This is a genomic window from Streptomyces sp. NPDC002463 (assembly GCF_042889835.1).
GTDB classification, from domain to species: Bacteria; Actinomycetota; Actinomycetes; order Streptomycetales; family Streptomycetaceae; genus Streptomyces; species Streptomyces nymphaeiformis.
The window spans coordinates 329,730-348,219 of the sequence record NZ_JBIARL010000006.1 but is presented as its reverse complement, the minus strand read 5'-3'; the positions used below and the strand labels follow the sequence as shown (position 1 = coordinate 348,219).

Below are 18,490 nucleotides of genomic sequence, written 5' to 3'. Positions count from 1 at the left end.
GGGCGGACCGTCGGATTGCCGGCGGACCGCCCTCCGAAGACATGCCCCGGCCGAACGGGAAGACACCCTTCCGTCAGCTGTGGCCGTCGCCCTTCTCGCCGGTCGGCTTGCAGGTCACCTCGTCGCGCGGGGTGTAGTGGGTCTTGTACGTCTCCCGCTTGACCTCGACGCCGTTGTTCTTGAACACGCGGTCCACCGTGGTGTCGAAGCCCTCCAGGGGCGGCTGCGGCACACAGGCCTCACCGGTGCCCTCGCGCTTCACGGGCTGCGTGATGTTGGTGCGCGGTCCGGCGACCGCCTCCACGGAGTCGTACTTCTTCGTGCCGAGGAAGCTCACCGTGACCGAGTGGTCGGTGGCGCTCGCCTTGATGTAGATCGGCTTGCCCGTGTCGTTGCGGAACTTCAGGTCGAGCTGGCCCCAGGCGACGGTCGCCTCCCGGCCGGCCGGGTAGCGCTCGATGTAGAAGGAGTGGGCGCCGTGCTCGACGGGCTGCACCCCCGCGAAGAACATGGCGTTGTAGACGGTGGTGGCCATCGCCGACACGCCGCCGCCGGGCGCCGAGCGGTACGAGCCGTCGAGGATCATCGTGCCGTCGACGAAGCCGTTGTCCGGGGTCCGCTCGCCGACCGTCTTGTTGAAGCTCCACACCTCGCCCGGCTGCACCAGCGAGCCGTTGATGAGCTCGGCCGCCCGGCCGATGTTCGTCGTCCGGTACGGAGCGGTGGGGAAGTTCACCGTGAACGTCGACATCTGCTCGGTGATGCCCAGGCGGGCCAGCGAGGCGGAGGACAGCCCCGGCTCCGTCACCTTGGTCGCCACCGGAGCCGTACGGGCCGCGTCGCCCGACTTCGTGAGCAGCGGGCGCACGGCGTCGCCCAGGGCCTTCGCGGTCACCTCGTGGCCCGGCCGGCCCTCCGACTCCACGACGACCTTGCCGTCGCGCACCCCGAGGGACGCCTCCACCGGCGCGCCCGTCAGCGAGGCGAGGGGACGCGCCACGTCCGGGTCGCGCAGCAGGGCGTCCTGGTCGAGGGAGGCGGTGAGGCGGCCGCCGTCGTTCTTCACGGTGAGGTGGTCGGAGAGCGTGGCGGCGGAGATCCGCAGCCGCTCGCCGCCGGCCGTGAGCGTCACGGGGCCGGAGACGGCGGGCTTCGCGTACGTGTCGAGGAAGCGGGACACCTCGGCGGCGGGCAGCCTGGGCTCGGTCACCTGGACGGGGAGCGTGACCGCGGCGGCGCCGGTGGCGGCGGGGTAGGCCGCGCGCAGCGACTCGGCGGCGCGGCCGGTGTCCAGCTTGCTGCCCGTGACGGGCTGGGTCGCGACGGCCTTGCCGTCGCGGAAGGCGACGGACCCCTCGCGGACCGCGCGGTCGTTCTGCTCGGCCAGCTCCGCCACGGCGGTCCTGGTCTTGGCCTCGTCGTAGGCGTACACCGGCCGGACCTCGCGCTCACCGGGGGAGAAGAGCCGTCCGATGACGGTGACGGGGTCACGGGACGGGTCGGCCGCCCGGTCGGCGGTCTTCGCGACGTCCACGGTCAGACCGGCGGAGGCCGGGTCCACGGTGGCGGCCCGGTCGCCGACCTTCACGGGTATCGGCGCCTTCCAGGCGGCCGGGGCGGCGGCCGTCAGCCTGGCCTCGGCCTCGGAGCGGCTCATGCCGCCGATGTCCACGCCGTCGACCCGGGTGCCGGCGGATATGTCGTCCCCGGTGGCGACGAGACCCGCCACGTACAGTCCGCCCGCGGCGACGGCGACCACACCCGTCGCGATCGCCGCCGTCCGAAGACGCGGACGGCGCCCCTCGCGGGGCGTCGGGTCAAGGTCGGTCGTGGAGCGGGGCACACGCTCTCCCGGGGCGTCGAGGGAATGGGCAACCACACGACCGTACGCCGAAAGAGTGTCTTATGGACATAAAGGTGATATCCCCTACAGGGCTACGGAGCGGGGTTGAACAGACGCACAGTGTGCGGCCGTGCAGGTCCCGCCGTCCCGCCTAAGCTGGACCGATGCCCCACACCCCCGGCCCCCAGTCCGTCGACCGCGCCCTCGCCGTGCTCGACCTCATAGTCGACGCGGACCGGCCCGTCGGGGCGAAGACGCTGGCGCGTCGGCTCGGGTGCGCGCTCTCGACCGTCTACCACCTCACCGGACCCCTCCTCGCCCGCGGCTACCTCGTCCGTACCGCCGAGGGGTACGCCCCCGGCCCCCGCGTCCCGGCCCTGCACCGCTCCCACCAGCGGCACCACGGGCTCGGCGCCGGGACCGGCGAGCTCCTGGGCCGGCTGCGGCGGGCGACCGGCGCGGAGGCATACCACACCGCGTACCGCGACGGCCTGATCACGGTCGTCGACACCACCGCCCCGGTCACCGACGCCGACCACCCCTTCACCCCGGGCCCCGAGGCCCGCGCCCACGCCACCGCCCACGGCAAGGCGCTGCTCGCCGCGCTGCCGCGCCCGCTGCGCCGCCGCTATCTGGCGGAGCACGGCATGGCCCGCTTCACCGAGCGGACGATCACCAGCGCGGAGCGCTTCGAGGCCGAGGTGGACCGGGTGCGGGGCCAGGGCTTCGCCGTGTCCGTCGGGGAGGCCGACCTCGCGTACACCTGTCTCGCCGTCGCCCTGCCCGAGCGCGGCGACGGCATCGTGCACGCCCTGTCGGTCTCGCTCCCCACCGCCGAGTTCGGGCGGCGGCAGGGCGAGATCCGGGCCGCGCTGCACCGCTCCGTACCGGCGTTTCCGGCCCTGCCGGAATCCTGAGCCGTCCCGCTCGCCCACCGGGACCGGCGGCCGTGAGGGTGGACGCATGATCTTCATCGCCGTCCGCTTCACCGTCCGCCCCGACCACGCCGACCGCTGGCTCGACCTGGTCGACGACTTCACCCGCGCCACCCGCGCGGAGCCCGGCAACCTCTTCTTCGACTGGTCCCGCAGCGTCGACGACCCGAACGTCTTCGTCCTCCTGGAGGCCTTCGCCGACGCCGCCGCGGGCGCCGTCCACGTCGCCTCCGACCACTTCGCGGCCGGCCTCTCCGCCATGGCCGGTGCCATCGCCGCCACCCCCGAGATCATCAACGTCGAGGTCCCGCAGCAGGGCTGGGGCGCCATGGCCGAGCTGGCCCCGACCGGCGCCTGACCCGTCCCGCCACGGCCCCCGGCGCGCCCGGCCCCGCCTGATAGGTTCGCGTCAGACGCAGGCGGGGGCGGCGCCCCGAGGGGAGAGGCGGCACATGGCGGCGAGCGGACGGCAGACCGGCAGGCCCACCCTGGAGGAGGTCGCGGCCCGGGCCGGAGTCGGGCGCGGCACGGTCTCCCGGGTCATCAACGGCTCCCCGAAGGTGAGCGAACAGGCCAAGGCCGCCGTCGAACGGGCCGTCGCCGAACTCGGCTACGTCCCCAACCGGGCCGCCCGCGCCCTCGCCGGCAGCCGCACCGACGCCGTCGCCCTCGTGATCCCCGAGACCGAGGCGCGGCTCTTCGCGGAGCCGTACTTCCTCGACATCATCCGCGGGGTCAGCGCCGAACTCGCCGACGCCGACAAGCAGCTGCTGCTGACCCTCATCCGCAGCGAGCAGGAGCGGCAGCGCTTCGAGCAGTACCTCGCGGCGCAGCGCGTCGACGGCGTCCTCCTCGTCTCCGTGCACGCCGACGACCCGCTGCCCGACCAGGTCCGCGCCCTCGGCCTGCCCGCCGTCCTCAACGGCCGACGCACCCAGGACGAGCGCGTCGCCTTCGTCGACTCCGACAACACCGGCGCGGGCCGGGCCGCCGTCGCCCACCTCGCCGCCCGCGGCCGGCGCACGATCGCCACCGTCACCGGACCCCTCGACATGTACGTGGCCCGCTGCCGCCTCGACGGCTACCGCGAGGGCCTGACGGAGGCCGGACTCGCCCCCGACGAGACCCTCGCCGCCGACGGAGACTTCACCGAGGAGGGCGGCCGGCGGGCCATGCGGGAGCTCCTCGACCGCCGGCCCGACCTGGACGCCGTCTTCGCCGCCTCCGACGTGATGGCGGCCGGCGCACGGAGCGTGCTGCGCGAGGCGGGCCGCCGCGTCCCCGAGGACGTCGCCCTCGTCGGCGTCGACGACTCGGCGATCGCCCGGCACATGGACCCGCCGCTGACCAGCGTGCGCCAGCCCATCGAGGAGATGGGCCGCACCATGGCACGGATGCTCCTGGCGGAGATCGCCTCGCCCGGCGACCCGGACGAGCAGCCCCGCCGGATGCTGCCCGTCGAACTCGTGGTCCGCGCCTCCTCCTGACACCGGCCCCCGGCCCCCGGGCGCCCCGCCGGTGCCGAGATGCAGCCCTCCCGGGTGCCCCGGAGAATGGACACTCACAGGGCCCGTATCCGCGAACAGGGCGCTCCCGGCGGCGTCCGACCCGGCAAGGGGGCGGTGGACGATGTCGTTGAGCCGGCTCAACCGGCCGCCCACCGCGTCCGCGAAACTGCGCTTCTGGACCCTGATCTACGTTCTCGTCGTGACCCTGCTGACCGTCGCGTACCTGGAGGTCCCCTCCCGGCACACCACCCTGTGGGCGCTCATCGGGCTCAGCGGCGTCATCGCGATCCTCGTCGGCGTCCATCTGCACCGGCCGTCCCGGCGCTGGCCCTGGCTGGTGCTCGCCGCGGCCAACCTCACCTTCGTGAGCGGCGACACCGCGTACAACGCCCTGGAGGCCTTCTTCGGCCAGACCAGACCCTTCCCGTCCGTCGCCGACGCCCTCTACCTGGCCACCTATCCGCTCTTCGCGATCGGCCTCTTCGGATTCATCCGCTACCGGGCCGTCGGCCGCGACCTCGGCGTCGTCCTCGACGCGCTGATCCTCACCTCGGGGCTCGCGCTGCTCTGCTGGGTCAACCTCATCACCCCGCTCGCCAGGAGCGAGGGCATGACCTGGGCCGAGAAAGCCATCTCCATCGCGTACCCCCTCGGTGACGTGCTGATGCTCGCGATGCTCGCCCGACTCCTCGTCCCCGGCGGGCTGAGATCCAGATCCGTACAGCTCCTCACCCTCGGCACCTGCGGCATCCTCGCGTCCGACGTCATCTACGGCATCCTCCAGCTCAGGGGCACCTGGCAGGTCGGCACCCCCCTGGACCTCGGCTGGGTCGTCTTCTTCACCGCCTGGGGCCTCGCCGCCCTCCACCCCTCCATGACCGGCCTCACCGAGCCCGTCCCCGAGCCGCCCCCGCGCGTCGCCGAGCGGCGGCTCGCGCTGCTCGCCGGGGCCTCCCTCGTCGCCCCCGGCCTGCTGCTCCTCCAGTCGCTGCGCCACATCCAGAACAAGGACATCGCCGTCATCGCGATCTTCTCGGCCCTGATGTTCCTGCTGGTCCTCGCCCGGCTCTGGGGCATGATGAGCGACCACGGCAAGGCCGAGGCCCGCGAGCGCAGCCTCCGGCTCGCCGCCGCCTCCCTCGTCGCCGCCCTCAGCCCCCGCGAGGTCGCCGGAGCGGTCGAGACGGCCGCCGCCACCCTCTTCGGCCCCGGCACCTCCCACCAGGTCCTCCTGCTCACCCGGGACCGCCGCGGCGGCCTCACCGCCGTGGCCACCGCGGAGCACCCCTGGAGCTGCCGCACCGACGAACTGATCCGGCCCCGCGGCACCTCCTGGTCCGAGCTGGTCGCCGAGGGCGCCCGGCTGCTGCCCCTGACCCGGCTCGACCCGTCCGTCGCCGCCGAGATCACGCCCGAGACCCACGTCCTGCTCTGCCCCCTGGAGCTCCAGGCCCCCTCCGGCGGCGAACCGCTGCTCGGCGTGCTGCTCTTCGCGGGAGCCGAACGCAAGCTCGCCGAGATATCGGGCCCCGCCCAGTCCCTCGCCTCCCAGGCGGCCCTGGCCCTCGAACGCTTCGGGCTCAGCGAGGAGGTCAACCGCCGCACCAGCGAGGCCTACTTCCGCACCCTCGTGCACAACACCTCGGACGTCATCCTGATCCTGGACGACGACGACACCATCCGGTACGCCAGCCCCTCGGCCGAGTCCATGTTCGGCCGCTCCCTGCTCCCCGGCACCCCGCTCACCGACCTCCTCGCCCCCGCCGACACGACGACCGCGCTGCGTCTCGTCGCCGACGCGCGCGCCCGCGGCGCCGCCGACGCCCGGGACGACTGGAAGCTGCTGCGCGGCGGCTCCGGGGAGCTGGAGGCCGAGGTCCGGTGCAGCAACCTGCGCGACGAGCGCACCGTCCACGGCCTCGTCCTGACCCTCCGCGACGTGACCGAGCAGCGGAAGCTGGAACGGGAACTGACCCACCGGGCGTTCCACGACTCCCTCACCGGCCTCCCCAACCGGGTCCTGCTCCTCGAACGCATCGAGCGGGCGCTGCTCCGCGGCCGCCGCGAGTCCACCCTGACCTGCATGCTCTTCGTCGACCTCGACGACTTCAAGGTCGTCAACGACACGATGGGGCACTCCGTCGGCGACGAGCTCCTCGTCGCCGTCGCCCGCCGCCTCACCTCGGTCCTGCGGCTCACCGACACCGCCGCCCGGCTCGGCGGCGACGAGTTCGCCGTCCTCATCGAGGGGGCGCGCGAGCCCCGCGACGCGGAGGCCCTCGCGGCCGAGATCGTGCACACCCTCAGCCAGCCCTTCCACCTCACCGACGGCGCCGTCTCCGTATCGACCAGCGTCGGCATCGCGACCGTGCTCGACAGCGCCCACGCAGAGGAGCTCCTCGGCCACGCCGACCTCGCCCTGTACGCGGCCAAGGCCGCCGGCAAGAAGCGGTGGCGGCTCTTCCGCCCCGAGCTCCACTCCCGGCTCGTCGCCCGCCACGAACTCCAGGCGGGCATGGACAAGGCCATCGCCGACCACGCCTTCGCCCTGCGCTACCAGCCGATCGTCGAGGTGGACGGCGGCGCGCCGGCCGGTCTCGAAGCGCTCATCCGCTGGCCGCACGCCCGCCGGGGCATGGTGCCGCCCGACCAGTTCATCACCCTGGCCGAGGAGAGCGGCCACATCATGCCGCTGGGCGCATGGGTCCTGGAGCACGCGGCCCTCGACATCGCCCGCTGGCAGCGCGCCCACCCCGGCCGCGCGCCCCTGCGGGCCAATGTGAACGTCTCCGCCCGGCAGTTCCGCGACCCCGGCTTCCTCGAAGAGGTACGGCGCGCCCTGCACTCCTCCGGGCTCGCGCCCGGCTCGCTCTGCCTGGAGCTCACCGAGACCGTCCTCATGCGCAAGGACGTGCAGATCAGGACCACCATGGCCGCCCTCAAGGAACTGGGCGTCGCCATCGCCATCGACGACTTCGGCACCGGATTCTCCTCGCTCAGCTACCTCCGCGAGTTCCCCATCGACGTCCTCAAGGTCGACAAGTCGTTCATCGACGACATCACCACCGACCCGCAGCAGGTGGCGCTCGTGGAGGGCATCGTGCGCATCGCCGACGTCCTCGGCCTCCAGGTCGTCGCCGAGGGCATCGAGCACGAGGAGCAGCGGGCGCTGCTCGCCGGGATGGGCTGCCGGTACGGGCAGGGCTACCTCTTCGCCCGCCCCATGACCGCCCACCAGGCCGAGTCCTATCTGCACCGCGCCCCGCCCGCCGCAAGCCGGCCCGCGGCCCGGCCGCCCGCCCGCCAGGCCGTACGGATGGCAGGGCCCGTCCCCGCCGTGCGCACCACCGGGCCCCCGCGCGAGTCCCGGTGGCGGGACCTGGAGCACCTCCAGCGGACCAGCCTCATGTGCGACGCCGTCATCGACGAGGTCGACGGCCGCCGCATCCGGGTCGGCGACGACTGGCTCGTCGACTTCGCCTCCTGCAACTACCTCGGCTTCGACCTCGAACCCGAGATCATCGAAGCCATCGAACCCGAGGTCCGGCGCTGGGGCACCCACCCCAGCTGGTCCCGGCTCATCGGCAGCCCCCGGATCTACCCCCGCATCGAGGAGCGGCTCACCGAACTCCTCGGCGCCCCCGACACCCTCCTGCTGCCCACCATCACCCTCATCCACCAGTCCGTCATCCCGCTCCTCGCCGGCACCGGACAGGTCTTCGTGGAGGCGCAGGCCCACCGCACCGTGTACGACGGCTGCGTGGGCGCGCGGGGACAGGGCGCCGAGGTCCACCGCTTCCACGCCGACCGCCCAGACGAGCTGGCGAGCCTGCTGCGCGGCGCGCCCGCCGACTCGGGCCGGCTCGTCTGCATGGACGGCGTCAACAGCATGACCGGCAACTTCCCCGACCTGCCCGTCCTCGCCCGGATCTGCCGGGAGAACGGCGCCCTCCTCTACATCGACGACGCCCACGGCTTCGGCGTCATCGGGGAGCGGCGTGCCGACGAGACCAGCCCGTACGGCTCGCGCGGCAACAGCATCGTGCGCCACCTGGGGGAGACGTACGACAACCTGGTCCTGGTCGGCGGCTTCTCCAAGGCCTTCTCCTCGCTGCTCGCCTTCCTCGCCGTACCGAGGTGGCTCAAGGACCACCTCAAGGTGGCGGCGGCCCCGTACCTGTACTCGGGGCCCTCGCCGACCGCCTCCCTCGCCACCGCCCTCGCCGGACTCGACCTCAACGACGAGCGCGGGGACGAGATCAGGGCCCGCCTGTACCGCAGGACGACCCGCGCCCTCGCCCACGTACGGAGCCTGGGTATCGGCACCCCCAACACCGACGGCCTGCCGATCATCGAGATCCCGCTCGGCGACGCCGGAGACCTCGACGCCGTCGCCACCTTCCTCTGGGAGCGCGGCATCTACGTGACGCTCGCGTCCTATCCGCTCGTCCCGCGCGACCGGGTCGGCTTCCGCATCCAGATCACCGCCGCCAACACCGACGAGGAGATCGAGCAGCTGTGCGCCGCCCTCACGGAGCTCGCCGCGCGGTTCACCCTGCAGCCCGCCGCGCCCCCCCGTCCCGTCACGGCCGGCCCGCCCGCGGAGCAGTGATGGACCGGACCCCGCAGGCCTCCCCGGCGACGGGCCGGGTACGCCGCAACCGGGACGCCGACTGGGACGACTGGCCCGTCGCCGACTACCTCGCCGAGAACTACCGCAGCCTCCACCCCTGCGACATCGGCGTCATCCGCCACCACTCCGCCGTCTACCGGCGCTTCGCCCCCGGCGCCCTGGCCCGCACACTCGAACTGGGCGCCGGGCCCAACCTGTACCCGCTGATGCTCGCCGGCGCCGCCGGCCGAGCCGTCGACGCCCTCGAACCCAGCGCCGCCGGCGTCCGCTACCTGCGCGAACAGCTCACCCACGGCATCGACGACAGCTGGCGGCCCTTCTACGCCCTGTGCCGTTCCCTCGACCCCGCCCTCCCCGAGGACTGCGCGGAGGCGCTCCGCCGCGTGCGCGTCGTCCGCGGCACCGCCGACGACCTGGTTCCCGGCACCTACGACCTCGCCTCGATGAACTTCGTCGCCGAGAGCGTCACCGAGGACTTCGGCGAGTTCACCGTCCTGTGCGAGGCCTTCGTCCGCGCCGTCCGCCCCGGCGGCACCCTCCTGGCCGCCTTCATGGAACGCATGCCGAGCTACCGCATCGGCGACGGCCCGGTCTGGCCCGCCTGCCCCGTCGACGAGACCGCCCTGCGGTCCGTGTTCGCCCCACGCACCACCGGACTGCGGATCGGCAGGGTCGAGAAGGACCTCACCCTGCCCGAGTACGGGGACACGGGCATCCTCCTGCTCACCGCGGAGGCGCTCACCGCCGGGGCACAGGCTCCCGCGCCCTCCCGACAGCAGCCCTCCTGACAGCAGCCCTCCTGAGAGCAGCTCCCGCCCTCATGACAGCAGCTCCCGGTAGAGCGCCGCGTACCGGGCGGCGAAGCGCTCGGGGCCGAAGTGGTCCTCGACGAGGGCCCGTCCCCGCTCCGCGAGCATGTCCCAGGAGCGCGGCTGGTCCAGCAGCCACGCCAGCTGCTGCCCGGTGCGGCGCCCGTCGCCCGCAGGGGCGCGCAGCACGGCGTGCCCGAAGTCGGCGAACTGCGGGAGGTCGCTGAGGATCGACGGGCGGCCCGTGGCCAGTGCCTGGAGCACGGTGAACGGGATGTCCGGGTTCCCGCCGAGTACGACCGGCGGGTACAGCAGCACCTGGACGGAGGCGAGCAGGGCGTGCATGTCCTCGACGTATCCGCGCACCTCGACGTCCGGCAGCCCGGCCGCGCCGGCGCGCTCCCGCAGCGCCTCGTCGAGGGTCGCGGTGTCCTGCCCCGGTCGTCCGCGCATCGCGAGCACCAGACGGAACCTGGCTCCCTCCCGGTGGGCCTCCGCGGCCGCCTCGATCGCGGTCTCCGCCCCGCCGTGCGGATCGTGGTGCCCGGCGAAGAGGACCGAGGGGAACCCCTCGGGACGCGGCAGGTACGGCCACGCGTCCAGAGCGATCATGGGCGGGACGACACGGACGTCGCCGAAGTCGGCGGCCCGCAGCCGGCGGGCCATCGACTCGGACAGGGCGACCGTCGTTCCCAGGGAACGGCCGTGGGCCGGAAAGCGGTTGTCCGGGACGCCGGGCACGGTGTGCACGACGGGCCGTCCGCCGAACAGCAGCGGGCGCAGCCGGGACAGGAGCGGGAAGGTGCGGCCGACGGTCAGGAAGACGTGCACGAGGTCGACGCGGCGGGCGAACAGCGCCCCGGCGAGCGCGGACTGCACCCGCGCGGGGACGCCCGGCACGTCCCGGGACAGGATGCGGACCGGCCGCCCGCGCTCCGGGGCCTCCTGGCGCCGGTTCGGCCACCGGGCGAACCATACGAAGTCCACGTTCGGCAGCGCCCCGAGGACGTCGCCGGCGAGCCGTACGGCACCGCCCTCCGCCCCGTCCAGCGGACCGCCGGTCAGGAGCAGGACACGGGGTCGCTCACCGCGGCGCATCGAGCACCTCCGCGGCGGCCGGTCCCGGTGCCCGGCCCTGTGCCCCGGTCACGGCACACCGCCGGCCGTCCGGGTCCTGGTGCCGCGCAGCCGGGCGGAGCCACGGGAGACGGCCGTGTCACCGGCCCAGGGCAGCAGGTACACCTCGGGCGCGCGGGGGATGAGGCCCCCGGGGAACAGTGCGTCGGCCTGGGTCCGGTAGCCCCGGATCAGCTCCGCCTTCCGGTCGAGGTCCCGCTCCCAGGAACGGGCCACAAGACGGTGCCGGCCGGTGAACTCCGCGTCGGCGGAGGCCGTCTGGTTGTACGGGAAGTCGCTGTAGTACACGACGCGGCGGCCGCTCCGCTCGGCGGCGGTGCGGGCGAGCACGTGGTCGGCGTGCCCGCCGATGCCGAGGGGCGCGAGCACCAGGCCGCCGGAGCGGGCGGGCAGCAGCGTGTCGATGGTCTCCCCGGCCACGCGCAGGGTCTCGGCGTCGTGCGCGGAGACCCGGCCCCGGGCCAGGTGCAGCCGGTACGTCGGGTACACATGCTCCAGTTCGGGCAGCAGCGGGGCGAGCCGTCCGAGGCCGGGGCGGGACCGCGGCAGCCGCCGGAACAGCCCGTCGACCAGTCCGACGTGACGCCAGTCCACCCCGAGCAGCTCCAGGACCCGCCGGTCCTCCGCGCGCCGGTCCGCGTACAGCCGCTCCGCGTCGCAGGCCCGGGTCTGCCGCAGGTACTGCCGGGCGGAGAGGGTGTACGGCGGCGGCGCGGCCTCCGTGAACAGCGTCGCGACCGTCACGGGGGCCCGCCGCCCCGCCCAGCCGAGCAGCGCGCCGCAGGACAGCACGGCGTCGTCCAGGTGCGGAGAGAGCACGATCATCGGGACACCGGTGCCGAGGACGGTCCGGACGAAGGCGGTCAGCGGGTCGTCTGCCATGACGACGCACCCCTCTTCCCCGGCCGCCGCGCGGCGGCGGGTGAGTCGAGAAGCCGGTGGGCCAGGGCCAGGTAGCGGCCCGTCATCTCGTCCCACGCGTAGTGCTGCGCCGCGATCCCGGCCCGGTGGCCCAGGCACCGGCGGAGCGCCGGGTCCGTGGCCAGCTCGGTCATCCGCGCGCCGAACGCCGCCACGTCGAACGGTGGCACGGCCACGTCGCCGTTGCCGCGCATCCAGCGCAGCGCGGGCAGGTCGAAGTGCAGCACGGGCTTGCCGTACGCCATGCCCTCCAGGGCCACCAGGCCGAAGGTCTCATGTCGCGACGGCATCACCAGGAAGGCGCTGTCACGCAGCAGTTGGCGCTTGCGTTCCTCGCCGGCGAAGCCCACCCAGTGGATCCGGGACTGCGGATCGCGGTTGTGGGCGGCGACGAGCGCGGTGAGGCGGCGTTCCTCGGCGGGGACGCCGCTGCCGGCGAGCAGCAGGTCGAGCGGGGGCCGGGCCCGGTCGTAGGCGTCGAGCAGCAGGTCGAGGCCCTTGCCCCAGGTGTCGATCCGGCCCAGGAAGAGGATGAACTGCCCGGTCCCGAGCAGGGCCTCGTCGAGCAGCCGCTGATCGACCCCGTTGGGGATGACCTGCACGTCGGCCCGGGGGCTGAGGCGGCGGATCGCCGAGCCGTCCGCGCTGTTCGGCGTCACGATGTGCCGGTAGCAGCGCAGCCCGAGCCGCTCGACGAGGAAGAACGGAAGGCGACGGCGCCTCCGCGAGGCCTCGCCGGGGCGCCCCTGGTCGATGCCGATCACGGGGGCGCCGGACGTCAGGGGCAGGAAGCTCGTCGAGTACGGGGGGGTGAAGCTCTCCAGCCACAGGTCGTGCCGGATCCGGCGGGCCACGAACGGCAGCAGCACGAGGAACAGCAGCTGCCCGGCGCGCGGACCCGCCCGGCCCACCGGGAGCCGCACGTACCGGATGCCGTCCCGCTCCTCGGTGCCGCCGCGCCGCCCCGCCGTCACGACGGTCACCCGGAAGTCCTCGGCGAGCCGCCGGGCCACCTTGCCGGCCACCAGCGCCCCGCCGCTGCGGTGGGCGGGGTCGTCGGCGCCGCCGTAGACCGACACCACGACGTGCCGCCGCGCTCCGGCCGTGCCGCGCTCCGGCACGGCGGCGGCCGCACGCTCCCGCTCCCGCATCGTGTCGAGGGTCCGGATCAGGGCGGCCTCGGCCACCAGGGACGGAGCCCCGTCGCCGTCGAGCCGGGTGACCCGCGGCAGCCTGCGCGACCAGGTGCGGCAGCGGTCCCACCAGTCGGCCGACGGCACCGCGAGTTCCTCGCGGCCCCGGCCGCGCAGCGTCCCGGGACCGGTCTCCACCAGCAGGGTGAGACCGTAGCCGTCGGCGATCCGGCGGAAGGCGGCCGCGGCCCGGGACGTGGCCGGGAGGCCGAACCTCACCAGGCCGTCCAGCGGCCCCCGGTCCGTCAGGACCACGGCCTGCCCGCCGCGCGCCCGTGCCCGCGCGCGCAGCCGGGCCACGGCGATCCGCGAGGCGAGCAGCCCCGCGTCGAGAAGGGCGTGGGCACGGCGAGGCCAGGGTCCCCGGCGCTCGGGATCCGTGGCGCGCCGCGCCCACGCGTCCCTGCCCGGTTCCCCCGCGTCCCTCACGCGGGGCGGAACCGGGAGCCGACGGCACAGGAAGCAGCCGCGGCAGGGGAGGGCGAGGACGGTGACGCCGCGCTCGCGGAGCAGCACCGCGAGCCGGCGTACGAGCGAGGACGTGCCGGCGTCGTCAGGTCCCGACACCGCGACGACCAGAGGCCCTCGGACACTGGTCATGGCACCCGCCTCCGAGGCTTCTCGGCGTGGGCGAGTCCACGGTCACGTGGGGCCGGGTCGGCGGAGGCGCGGGACCGGGGTGTCGGAGCTGGTCCGGACGAGCAGGCCGATGGGCCTGAGCCGCTGCCGCGGCGGGCGGTGCGGGTGTGGGCCGTACGGGCGCGCCGCCGCCGGGCGGCGCAGCGCGGCCGGCACGCCGCGCTCCGGCGCGAAGGGGCGACGGGGACGATCCGGTCGGAGGCCCGGCGGGCCGGGTGGGCCGTCGCGGCGCGCGGGGACCGGCAGAGCGGGCGGCGCCGGGCATCGGCGAGGGGCCAGTCGGTCACGCGTCGCAGCGGGTGCGGAACGGGTGCCGCCGGCGTTCGGCTGAGGGGGCTGGAGTTCACGTCGAGCCTCTTCCGTCAACCGACCCTGCCGAGGGTGTGCCCTCAGGGCCTGGTTCGTCCTGAAATATTGCTCACTTCAGCGTTAGCACCCTTCGGTACGGTTCGTCAACCGGAGGAGCCGCGGAAAGATCCGTGCGCCAGGCGCGACAGGGCGTTGTGCGGCCGCTCGCGGAGGAGCGCGCCGAGGATGCGGGCGCCGTCGCGGATCGTGCGGGGATGCGACGGATCGTGACGGCGCGGCAGTTCGAGGCTCGGCACCTCGGCGACGCGCAGCCCGTAGTGCAGCGCGTGCGTGACGAGTTCCGCCCCGAGTTCGACGCCGTCCTCGCGCAGGCCGAGGAGGTCGACGAAAGGCCGCCGGAACGCGCAGAATCCGTACCAGAGATCCGTGAGGTGCTGACCGTAGAGCCGGCGGGCGATCCGCAGCAGCGCGCGGTGTCCGACCCGCCGCGACAGCGGATAGTCGGCGTAGTCGCCGCCCGCGATGAAGCGCGAGCCCTTCACGAAGTCGTAACCGCTTTCCAGATAGTGCAGGTAATGCGGGATCTCGTGCGGCGACATGCTGCCGTCGGCGTTCATCAGGACGATCAGGTCACCGGTCGCCGCGAGCAGGGCCGCGTGCGGGATGTCGCCCCGCGTGGAGTCCCAGTTCCCGAGCCGGACGACGCGGAGCCCGTCGCGCGCGGCGCCCGCCCCGGCGGGACCGCCGATCAGGACGACCTCCCGCACGCTCGCCGGCACCTGGCCGAGGAGCCGGTCGAGCGCCGCTCCCGGGCGCCCGTCTCCGGGGCGGACCGCGAGGACGAGACTCACCGTCCGGGTGCCGGGGAGGGGCGCCCGGTCGGTCGACCGGCGCAGCGGATGCGAATCACCGCTCATCGGGAACCGCTGCTCACTCATAGGGAATCGCTACTCATCGGTACGCACTGACCGGCCGGTTCGCCTTTTTCGCGACCGGACCGCTTTCTCAGAATCCTGCGCCCCTGGTGATGCCGTCAAGGAGAACGGAAGAATATGCGGACGCCGGCGAAGGAATGACATGCCCTGTCACCAGGCCATTTCTGCGCGTGTTCTCCGAGAGGAATACAATCCGGTCATGGCAGGGCGAATTGAAGACTACGCCCTCGTCGGTGACCTGGAGACTGCCGCGCTCATCGGGACCGACGGGTCCGTCGACTGGTGGTGCGCGCCCCGCTTCGACTCGCCCGCCTGTCTCGCCGGCCTCCTCGGGGAGCCGGACCACGGCCGCTGGATCCTCGCCCCGGTCGGCAACGGCCGCTGCACGCGCAGGAGTTACCGGGGCGACACGCTGGTCCTCGACACCTGGTGGGAGACCCCCACCGGCACGGTCCGGGTCACCGACTTCATGCCGCCGCGCTCGCGGGGCGGCCTCTCGCCCGGCGGCGGCCCGAGGATCGTCCGTGTCGTCGAGGGGATCGCCGGACGGGTGGCCGTGCGGGGCGAGTTGAGCGTCCGGTTCCACCACGGCAGCATCGTGCCCTGGACCCGCGCCCTGGACCGCCGCACCGTCGTCTCCGTCGCCGGACCCGACGCCACCCGGCTCTCCTGCGGGCCCGGCGTCGAACTCGACGTCACCCCCGGCCGTACGAGCTGCGAGTTCACCGTCACCGCCGGCCGGCGGGTCGCCTTCGTCCTCGGCTGGAGCCTCTCCCACGCCCCCGCACCCCCGCCGCTCTCGCCCGCCGGCGTCGCCGCCGCGCTCACCCGCACCCTCGCCTTCTGGAACGACTGGGCCGCCACCCTCCGCTACGAAGGCCCCGCGCGCGAGGCCGTGCTCCGCTCCCTGCTCACCCTCAAGGCCCTCACCTACGCCCCGACCGGCGGCATCGTCGCCGCCGCCACCGCCTCACTGCCCGAGTGCGTCGGCGGCGGCCGCAACTGGGACTACCGCTTCTGCTGGCTGCGGGACTCCACCTTCACCCTCTCCTGTCTGCTCCGCAGCGGATACCGCAGGGAGGCGCTGGCCTGGACGGACTGGCTGCTGCGCGCCGTCGCGGGCGACCCCGCCGACCTCCAGCCGCTGTACGGGGTCGAGGGCCAGCGACGGCTCCCCGAGACGTACGCCGACTGGCTCCCCGGCTATGAGAACTCGCAGCCCGTCAGATTCGGCAACGCCGCCGTCGGTCAGTTCCAGCTCGACATCTACGGCGAGGTGCTCAGCACCGTCTACTCGGCCGTCCGCGCGGGCATCGCCCTCGACCCCGCGGCCTGGGCCCTGGTGGCCTCGCTCCTGGACTACCTCGGCAAACGCTGGCGGGAACCCGACGAGGGCATCTGGGAAGTCCGGGGCCCGCGCCGCCACTTCGTCCACTCCAAGGTCATGGCCTGGGTCGCCGCTGACCGCGCCGTCCGCCTCGCCCGCGTCGCCGGACTGCGCGGCTCCCTCGCCCGCTGGCAGGCGCTCCGCGCCGAACTGCACGCGGAGATCTGCGCCCGGGGATGGAGCGAGGAACAGCGGTCGTTCACCCAGTACTACGGGAGCACCCAGGTCGACGCGACCGCCCTGCTGATCCCCCGGCTCGGCTTCCTCCCCGCCGGCGACCCCCGCGTCCTCAGCACGATCCGGGCGATGGAGCGGCTCGACGACCACGGCTTCCTGCGCCGGTACGGCGACGTCCGGGACGGCGGCAGACACGAGCTCGACGACCTCGGCGGCACCGAGGGGAGCTTCGTCGCCTGCACGTTCTGGTACGCCGACGCGCTCGCCATGACCGGCCGCGCCGACGAGGCCAGGACCGTCTTCGAGCGGGTCCTCGACGTCCGCAACGACGTCGGGCTCCTCTCCGAGGAATGGGACCCCGTGGCCGGCCGCCAGCTCGGGAACACACCCCAGGCGCTCAGTCATGTCGCCCTGGTGAACACGGCGTTCACCCTGTACGGCACACGCCGCCACGACCGCGACCGGGGTCGCCTCGCCGTGGCATGATCCGGCTGAACTCCGGCGGCGGGCCGGGGGACCGGGGGGGCGGGCATGAACTGGTACGTCGTCATACCGGGCGCGCTGGCGCTCCTGCTCTCCCTCTCCGGAGCGGCCGCGCTCCGCACCGGCTGGATGCCGTCCTGGCAGCGGCGGCGCGTCTTCCGGACGGCGCTGCACGGCTGGGGGCAGCTGGCGATGGCCGCGGCGTTCGCGATCCAGGCGGGCGGGCAACTCGCGGACGACCTCGTCCTGCGCTCCGCCTCAGGTGTGGCGACCTTCCTCGGCCTGCTCGGCGGGCTCGCCCTCCTGGGCCTGGCGCAGGTGCCGCGCCGGGACCGCTGACGCCGTCCGCACCCCGGCTCCGGCGGCGGGAGCCACCGCATGCGGTTTCGGGCGGACAAGGGCCCCACCCGGCTTCCCGCCGTTCGGCGTGTCGTTCGGGTGAGTCCAGCGGGCGCCACGGGCGCGCGTGGGTTCGAATCGGGGCATGGCTTCCTACGACAGGCTCCGCGCCGGCGGCTCCCCGAGGCCGCTGGAGACCGGTGACACCTGGTGGTACGCCGCCGTGGCCGGCGAGGCCGCCGGCTCGTTCAGCACACGGGTCCGCACCCGGACCCGGCGTGCCTGCCTCGGGGCCGTCCTCCTCCTCACGGTCGTCTACGCGGGACTCGTGCTCACCGCGACCGGCCGCCGCTGGGGCGACGCCGCCGTGACCGGACGGCGCGCCGACGGCGTCGCCGTCACGATCCTCCGCGATCACCCCTCGCTCGCCGGGCTCATCACCTTCTCCCTGGTCCTCGGCTGCGTCGTCCTCCTCGCCACCGGACTCATACGCAAGCGGTACGCCCTCACCGGCGCCGCCGCCGGCGCGGTCGTCACCGCACTCGCCGTCACCGGACTCCTCCAGCGGTACGCGCCCCGCCCCCGGCTCGTCGACACCGCCGGCGCCCTCCTCCCGAGCGGCTTCCCCAGCGTCCAGACCACCCTCGCCGTCGGCATCGCCCTCGGCCTGGTCCTCGTCGCCCCCTACCGGACGCGCGCCCTCGCCGTCGGCGCCGCCACCCTCTGGGCCGCCGCCGTCGGCGCGTACGCCATCGCCTCGGGGCAGCACCGGCCCGGCGACGTCATCGCCGCCGCCCTCGTCGCCCTCGCCGTGACCTCCGGCCTCCTCGCCGTGATCGCCCGCAGGGGCAAGGTCCGCCCCGGACCCCGGCGCGGGCCCGCCCTGCCCGGCCTCCCCGTGACCGTCCCGCTCGCCCTGCTCGCCCTGGCCGGCCTCGGCGCCGGGCTCTGGCTGCTCGGCGACACCCTCGCGCTGCCCGCCACCGCCCCGTACGACCCGGCCGAGCTCAGGCTCGCGCACCGCTGCGGCCAGGCCCTCGCCGCGGGAGTCGTCGCCGCCTCCGGACTGATCGTGCTCGCGCTGCTGCGCCGCGTCGACGTGGACGGTCCCCCCGCCCCGTACCGGCTCGGCGGCCCCTTCGTCGAGGCCGCGGGCGTGCCGCACGACGCCGAGCTCGTGGGGCCCTTTACCGAGGACCACGATCACGAGATATCTTGATGTCGAGCAATCTCGCATACGCA

General features: G+C 74.3%; 13 protein-coding genes. 8 read left to right on the top strand and 5 right to left on the bottom strand.

The features are described 5' to 3' along the window. Nucleotides 1–73: 73 nt before the first annotated feature. Nucleotides 74–1,843, bottom strand: coding sequence for a VanW family protein (locus ACFYX3_RS15590; protein ID WP_389013123.1), 1,770 nt, complete (start codon nucleotides 1,841–1,843; stop codon nucleotides 74–76). A gap of 164 nt (nucleotides 1,844–2,007) precedes the next feature. Between ACFYX3_RS15590 and ACFYX3_RS15585 the strand changes: the two genes are divergently transcribed. The 5 genes from ACFYX3_RS15585 to ACFYX3_RS15565 all read left to right on the top strand — a co-directional run bounded on the left by ACFYX3_RS15585 (nucleotide 2,008) and on the right by ACFYX3_RS15565 (nucleotide 9,707). Beyond that, a complete protein-coding gene (locus tag ACFYX3_RS15585; RefSeq protein WP_389013120.1) occupies nucleotides 2,008–2,760 on the top strand; it encodes an IclR family transcriptional regulator in 753 nt (250 codons plus the stop codon). Between the two features lie 46 nt (nucleotides 2,761–2,806). Beyond that, complete coding sequence (locus ACFYX3_RS15580; protein WP_352028013.1) at nucleotides 2,807–3,136, top strand: putative quinol monooxygenase; 330 nt, start codon at nucleotides 2,807–2,809, stop codon at nucleotides 3,134–3,136. A 94-nt stretch (nucleotides 3,137–3,230) separates the two neighbouring features. Beyond that, on the top strand, nucleotides 3,231–4,265 hold the full coding sequence (locus ACFYX3_RS15575; RefSeq protein ID WP_389013117.1) for a LacI family DNA-binding transcriptional regulator: 1,035 nt from the start codon (nucleotides 3,231–3,233) through the stop codon (nucleotides 4,263–4,265). A 142-nt stretch (nucleotides 4,266–4,407) separates the two neighbouring features. After that, nucleotides 4,408–8,898, top strand: coding sequence for an aminotransferase class I/II-fold pyridoxal phosphate-dependent enzyme (locus ACFYX3_RS15570; protein ID WP_389013114.1), 4,491 nt, complete (start codon nucleotides 4,408–4,410; stop codon nucleotides 8,896–8,898). Further along, on the top strand, nucleotides 8,898–9,707 hold the full coding sequence (locus ACFYX3_RS15565; protein WP_389013111.1) for a class I SAM-dependent methyltransferase: 810 nt from the start codon (nucleotides 8,898–8,900) through the stop codon (nucleotides 9,705–9,707). Before ACFYX3_RS15570 ends, ACFYX3_RS15565 begins: the two co-directional genes overlap by 1 nt. A gap of 30 nt (nucleotides 9,708–9,737) precedes the next feature. Here ACFYX3_RS15565 and ACFYX3_RS15560 read toward each other — a convergent pair whose 3' ends face one another. The 4 genes from ACFYX3_RS15560 to ACFYX3_RS15545 all read right to left on the bottom strand — a co-directional run bounded on the left by ACFYX3_RS15560 (nucleotide 9,738) and on the right by ACFYX3_RS15545 (nucleotide 14,865). Further along, nucleotides 9,738–10,826, bottom strand: coding sequence for a glycosyltransferase family 4 protein (locus ACFYX3_RS15560; protein WP_389013108.1), 1,089 nt, complete (start codon nucleotides 10,824–10,826; stop codon nucleotides 9,738–9,740). A gap of 48 nt (nucleotides 10,827–10,874) precedes the next feature. Continuing rightward, nucleotides 10,875–11,747, bottom strand: coding sequence for a PIG-L deacetylase family protein (locus ACFYX3_RS15555; RefSeq protein ID WP_389013105.1), 873 nt, complete (start codon nucleotides 11,745–11,747; stop codon nucleotides 10,875–10,877). After that, nucleotides 11,729–13,579 carry a glycosyltransferase gene (locus ACFYX3_RS15550; RefSeq protein WP_389013102.1) on the bottom strand — a complete coding sequence of 617 codons (1,851 nt, stop codon included), beginning with the start codon at nucleotides 13,577–13,579 and terminating at the stop codon, nucleotides 11,729–11,731. The genes ACFYX3_RS15555 and ACFYX3_RS15550 overlap by 19 nt, the downstream gene beginning before the upstream one ends. A gap of 491 nt (nucleotides 13,580–14,070) precedes the next feature. Next, nucleotides 14,071–14,865: a glycosyltransferase family 2 protein gene (locus tag ACFYX3_RS15545; RefSeq protein ID WP_389013099.1), complete on the bottom strand. Its 795-nt coding sequence runs from the start codon at nucleotides 14,863–14,865 to the stop codon at nucleotides 14,071–14,073. Nucleotides 14,866–15,061: 196 nt separating this feature from the next. Between ACFYX3_RS15545 and ACFYX3_RS15540 the strand changes: the two genes are divergently transcribed. The 3 genes from ACFYX3_RS15540 (at nucleotide 15,062) to ACFYX3_RS15530 (ending at nucleotide 18,467) form a co-directional block, all read left to right on the top strand. Beyond that, complete coding sequence (locus ACFYX3_RS15540; protein ID WP_389013096.1) at nucleotides 15,062–16,912, top strand: glycoside hydrolase family 15 protein; 1,851 nt, start codon at nucleotides 15,062–15,064, stop codon at nucleotides 16,910–16,912. A 45-nt stretch (nucleotides 16,913–16,957) separates the two neighbouring features. Then, entirely contained in the window at nucleotides 16,958–17,248 is a 291-nt protein-coding gene (locus tag ACFYX3_RS15535; RefSeq protein ID WP_389013093.1) for a hypothetical protein, read from the top strand. 145 nt (nucleotides 17,249–17,393) lie between these two features. Beyond that, nucleotides 17,394–18,467: a phosphatase PAP2 family protein gene (locus tag ACFYX3_RS15530; protein WP_389013090.1), complete on the top strand. Its 1,074-nt coding sequence runs from the start codon at nucleotides 17,394–17,396 to the stop codon at nucleotides 18,465–18,467. Nucleotides 18,468–18,490 lie beyond the last annotated feature (23 nt).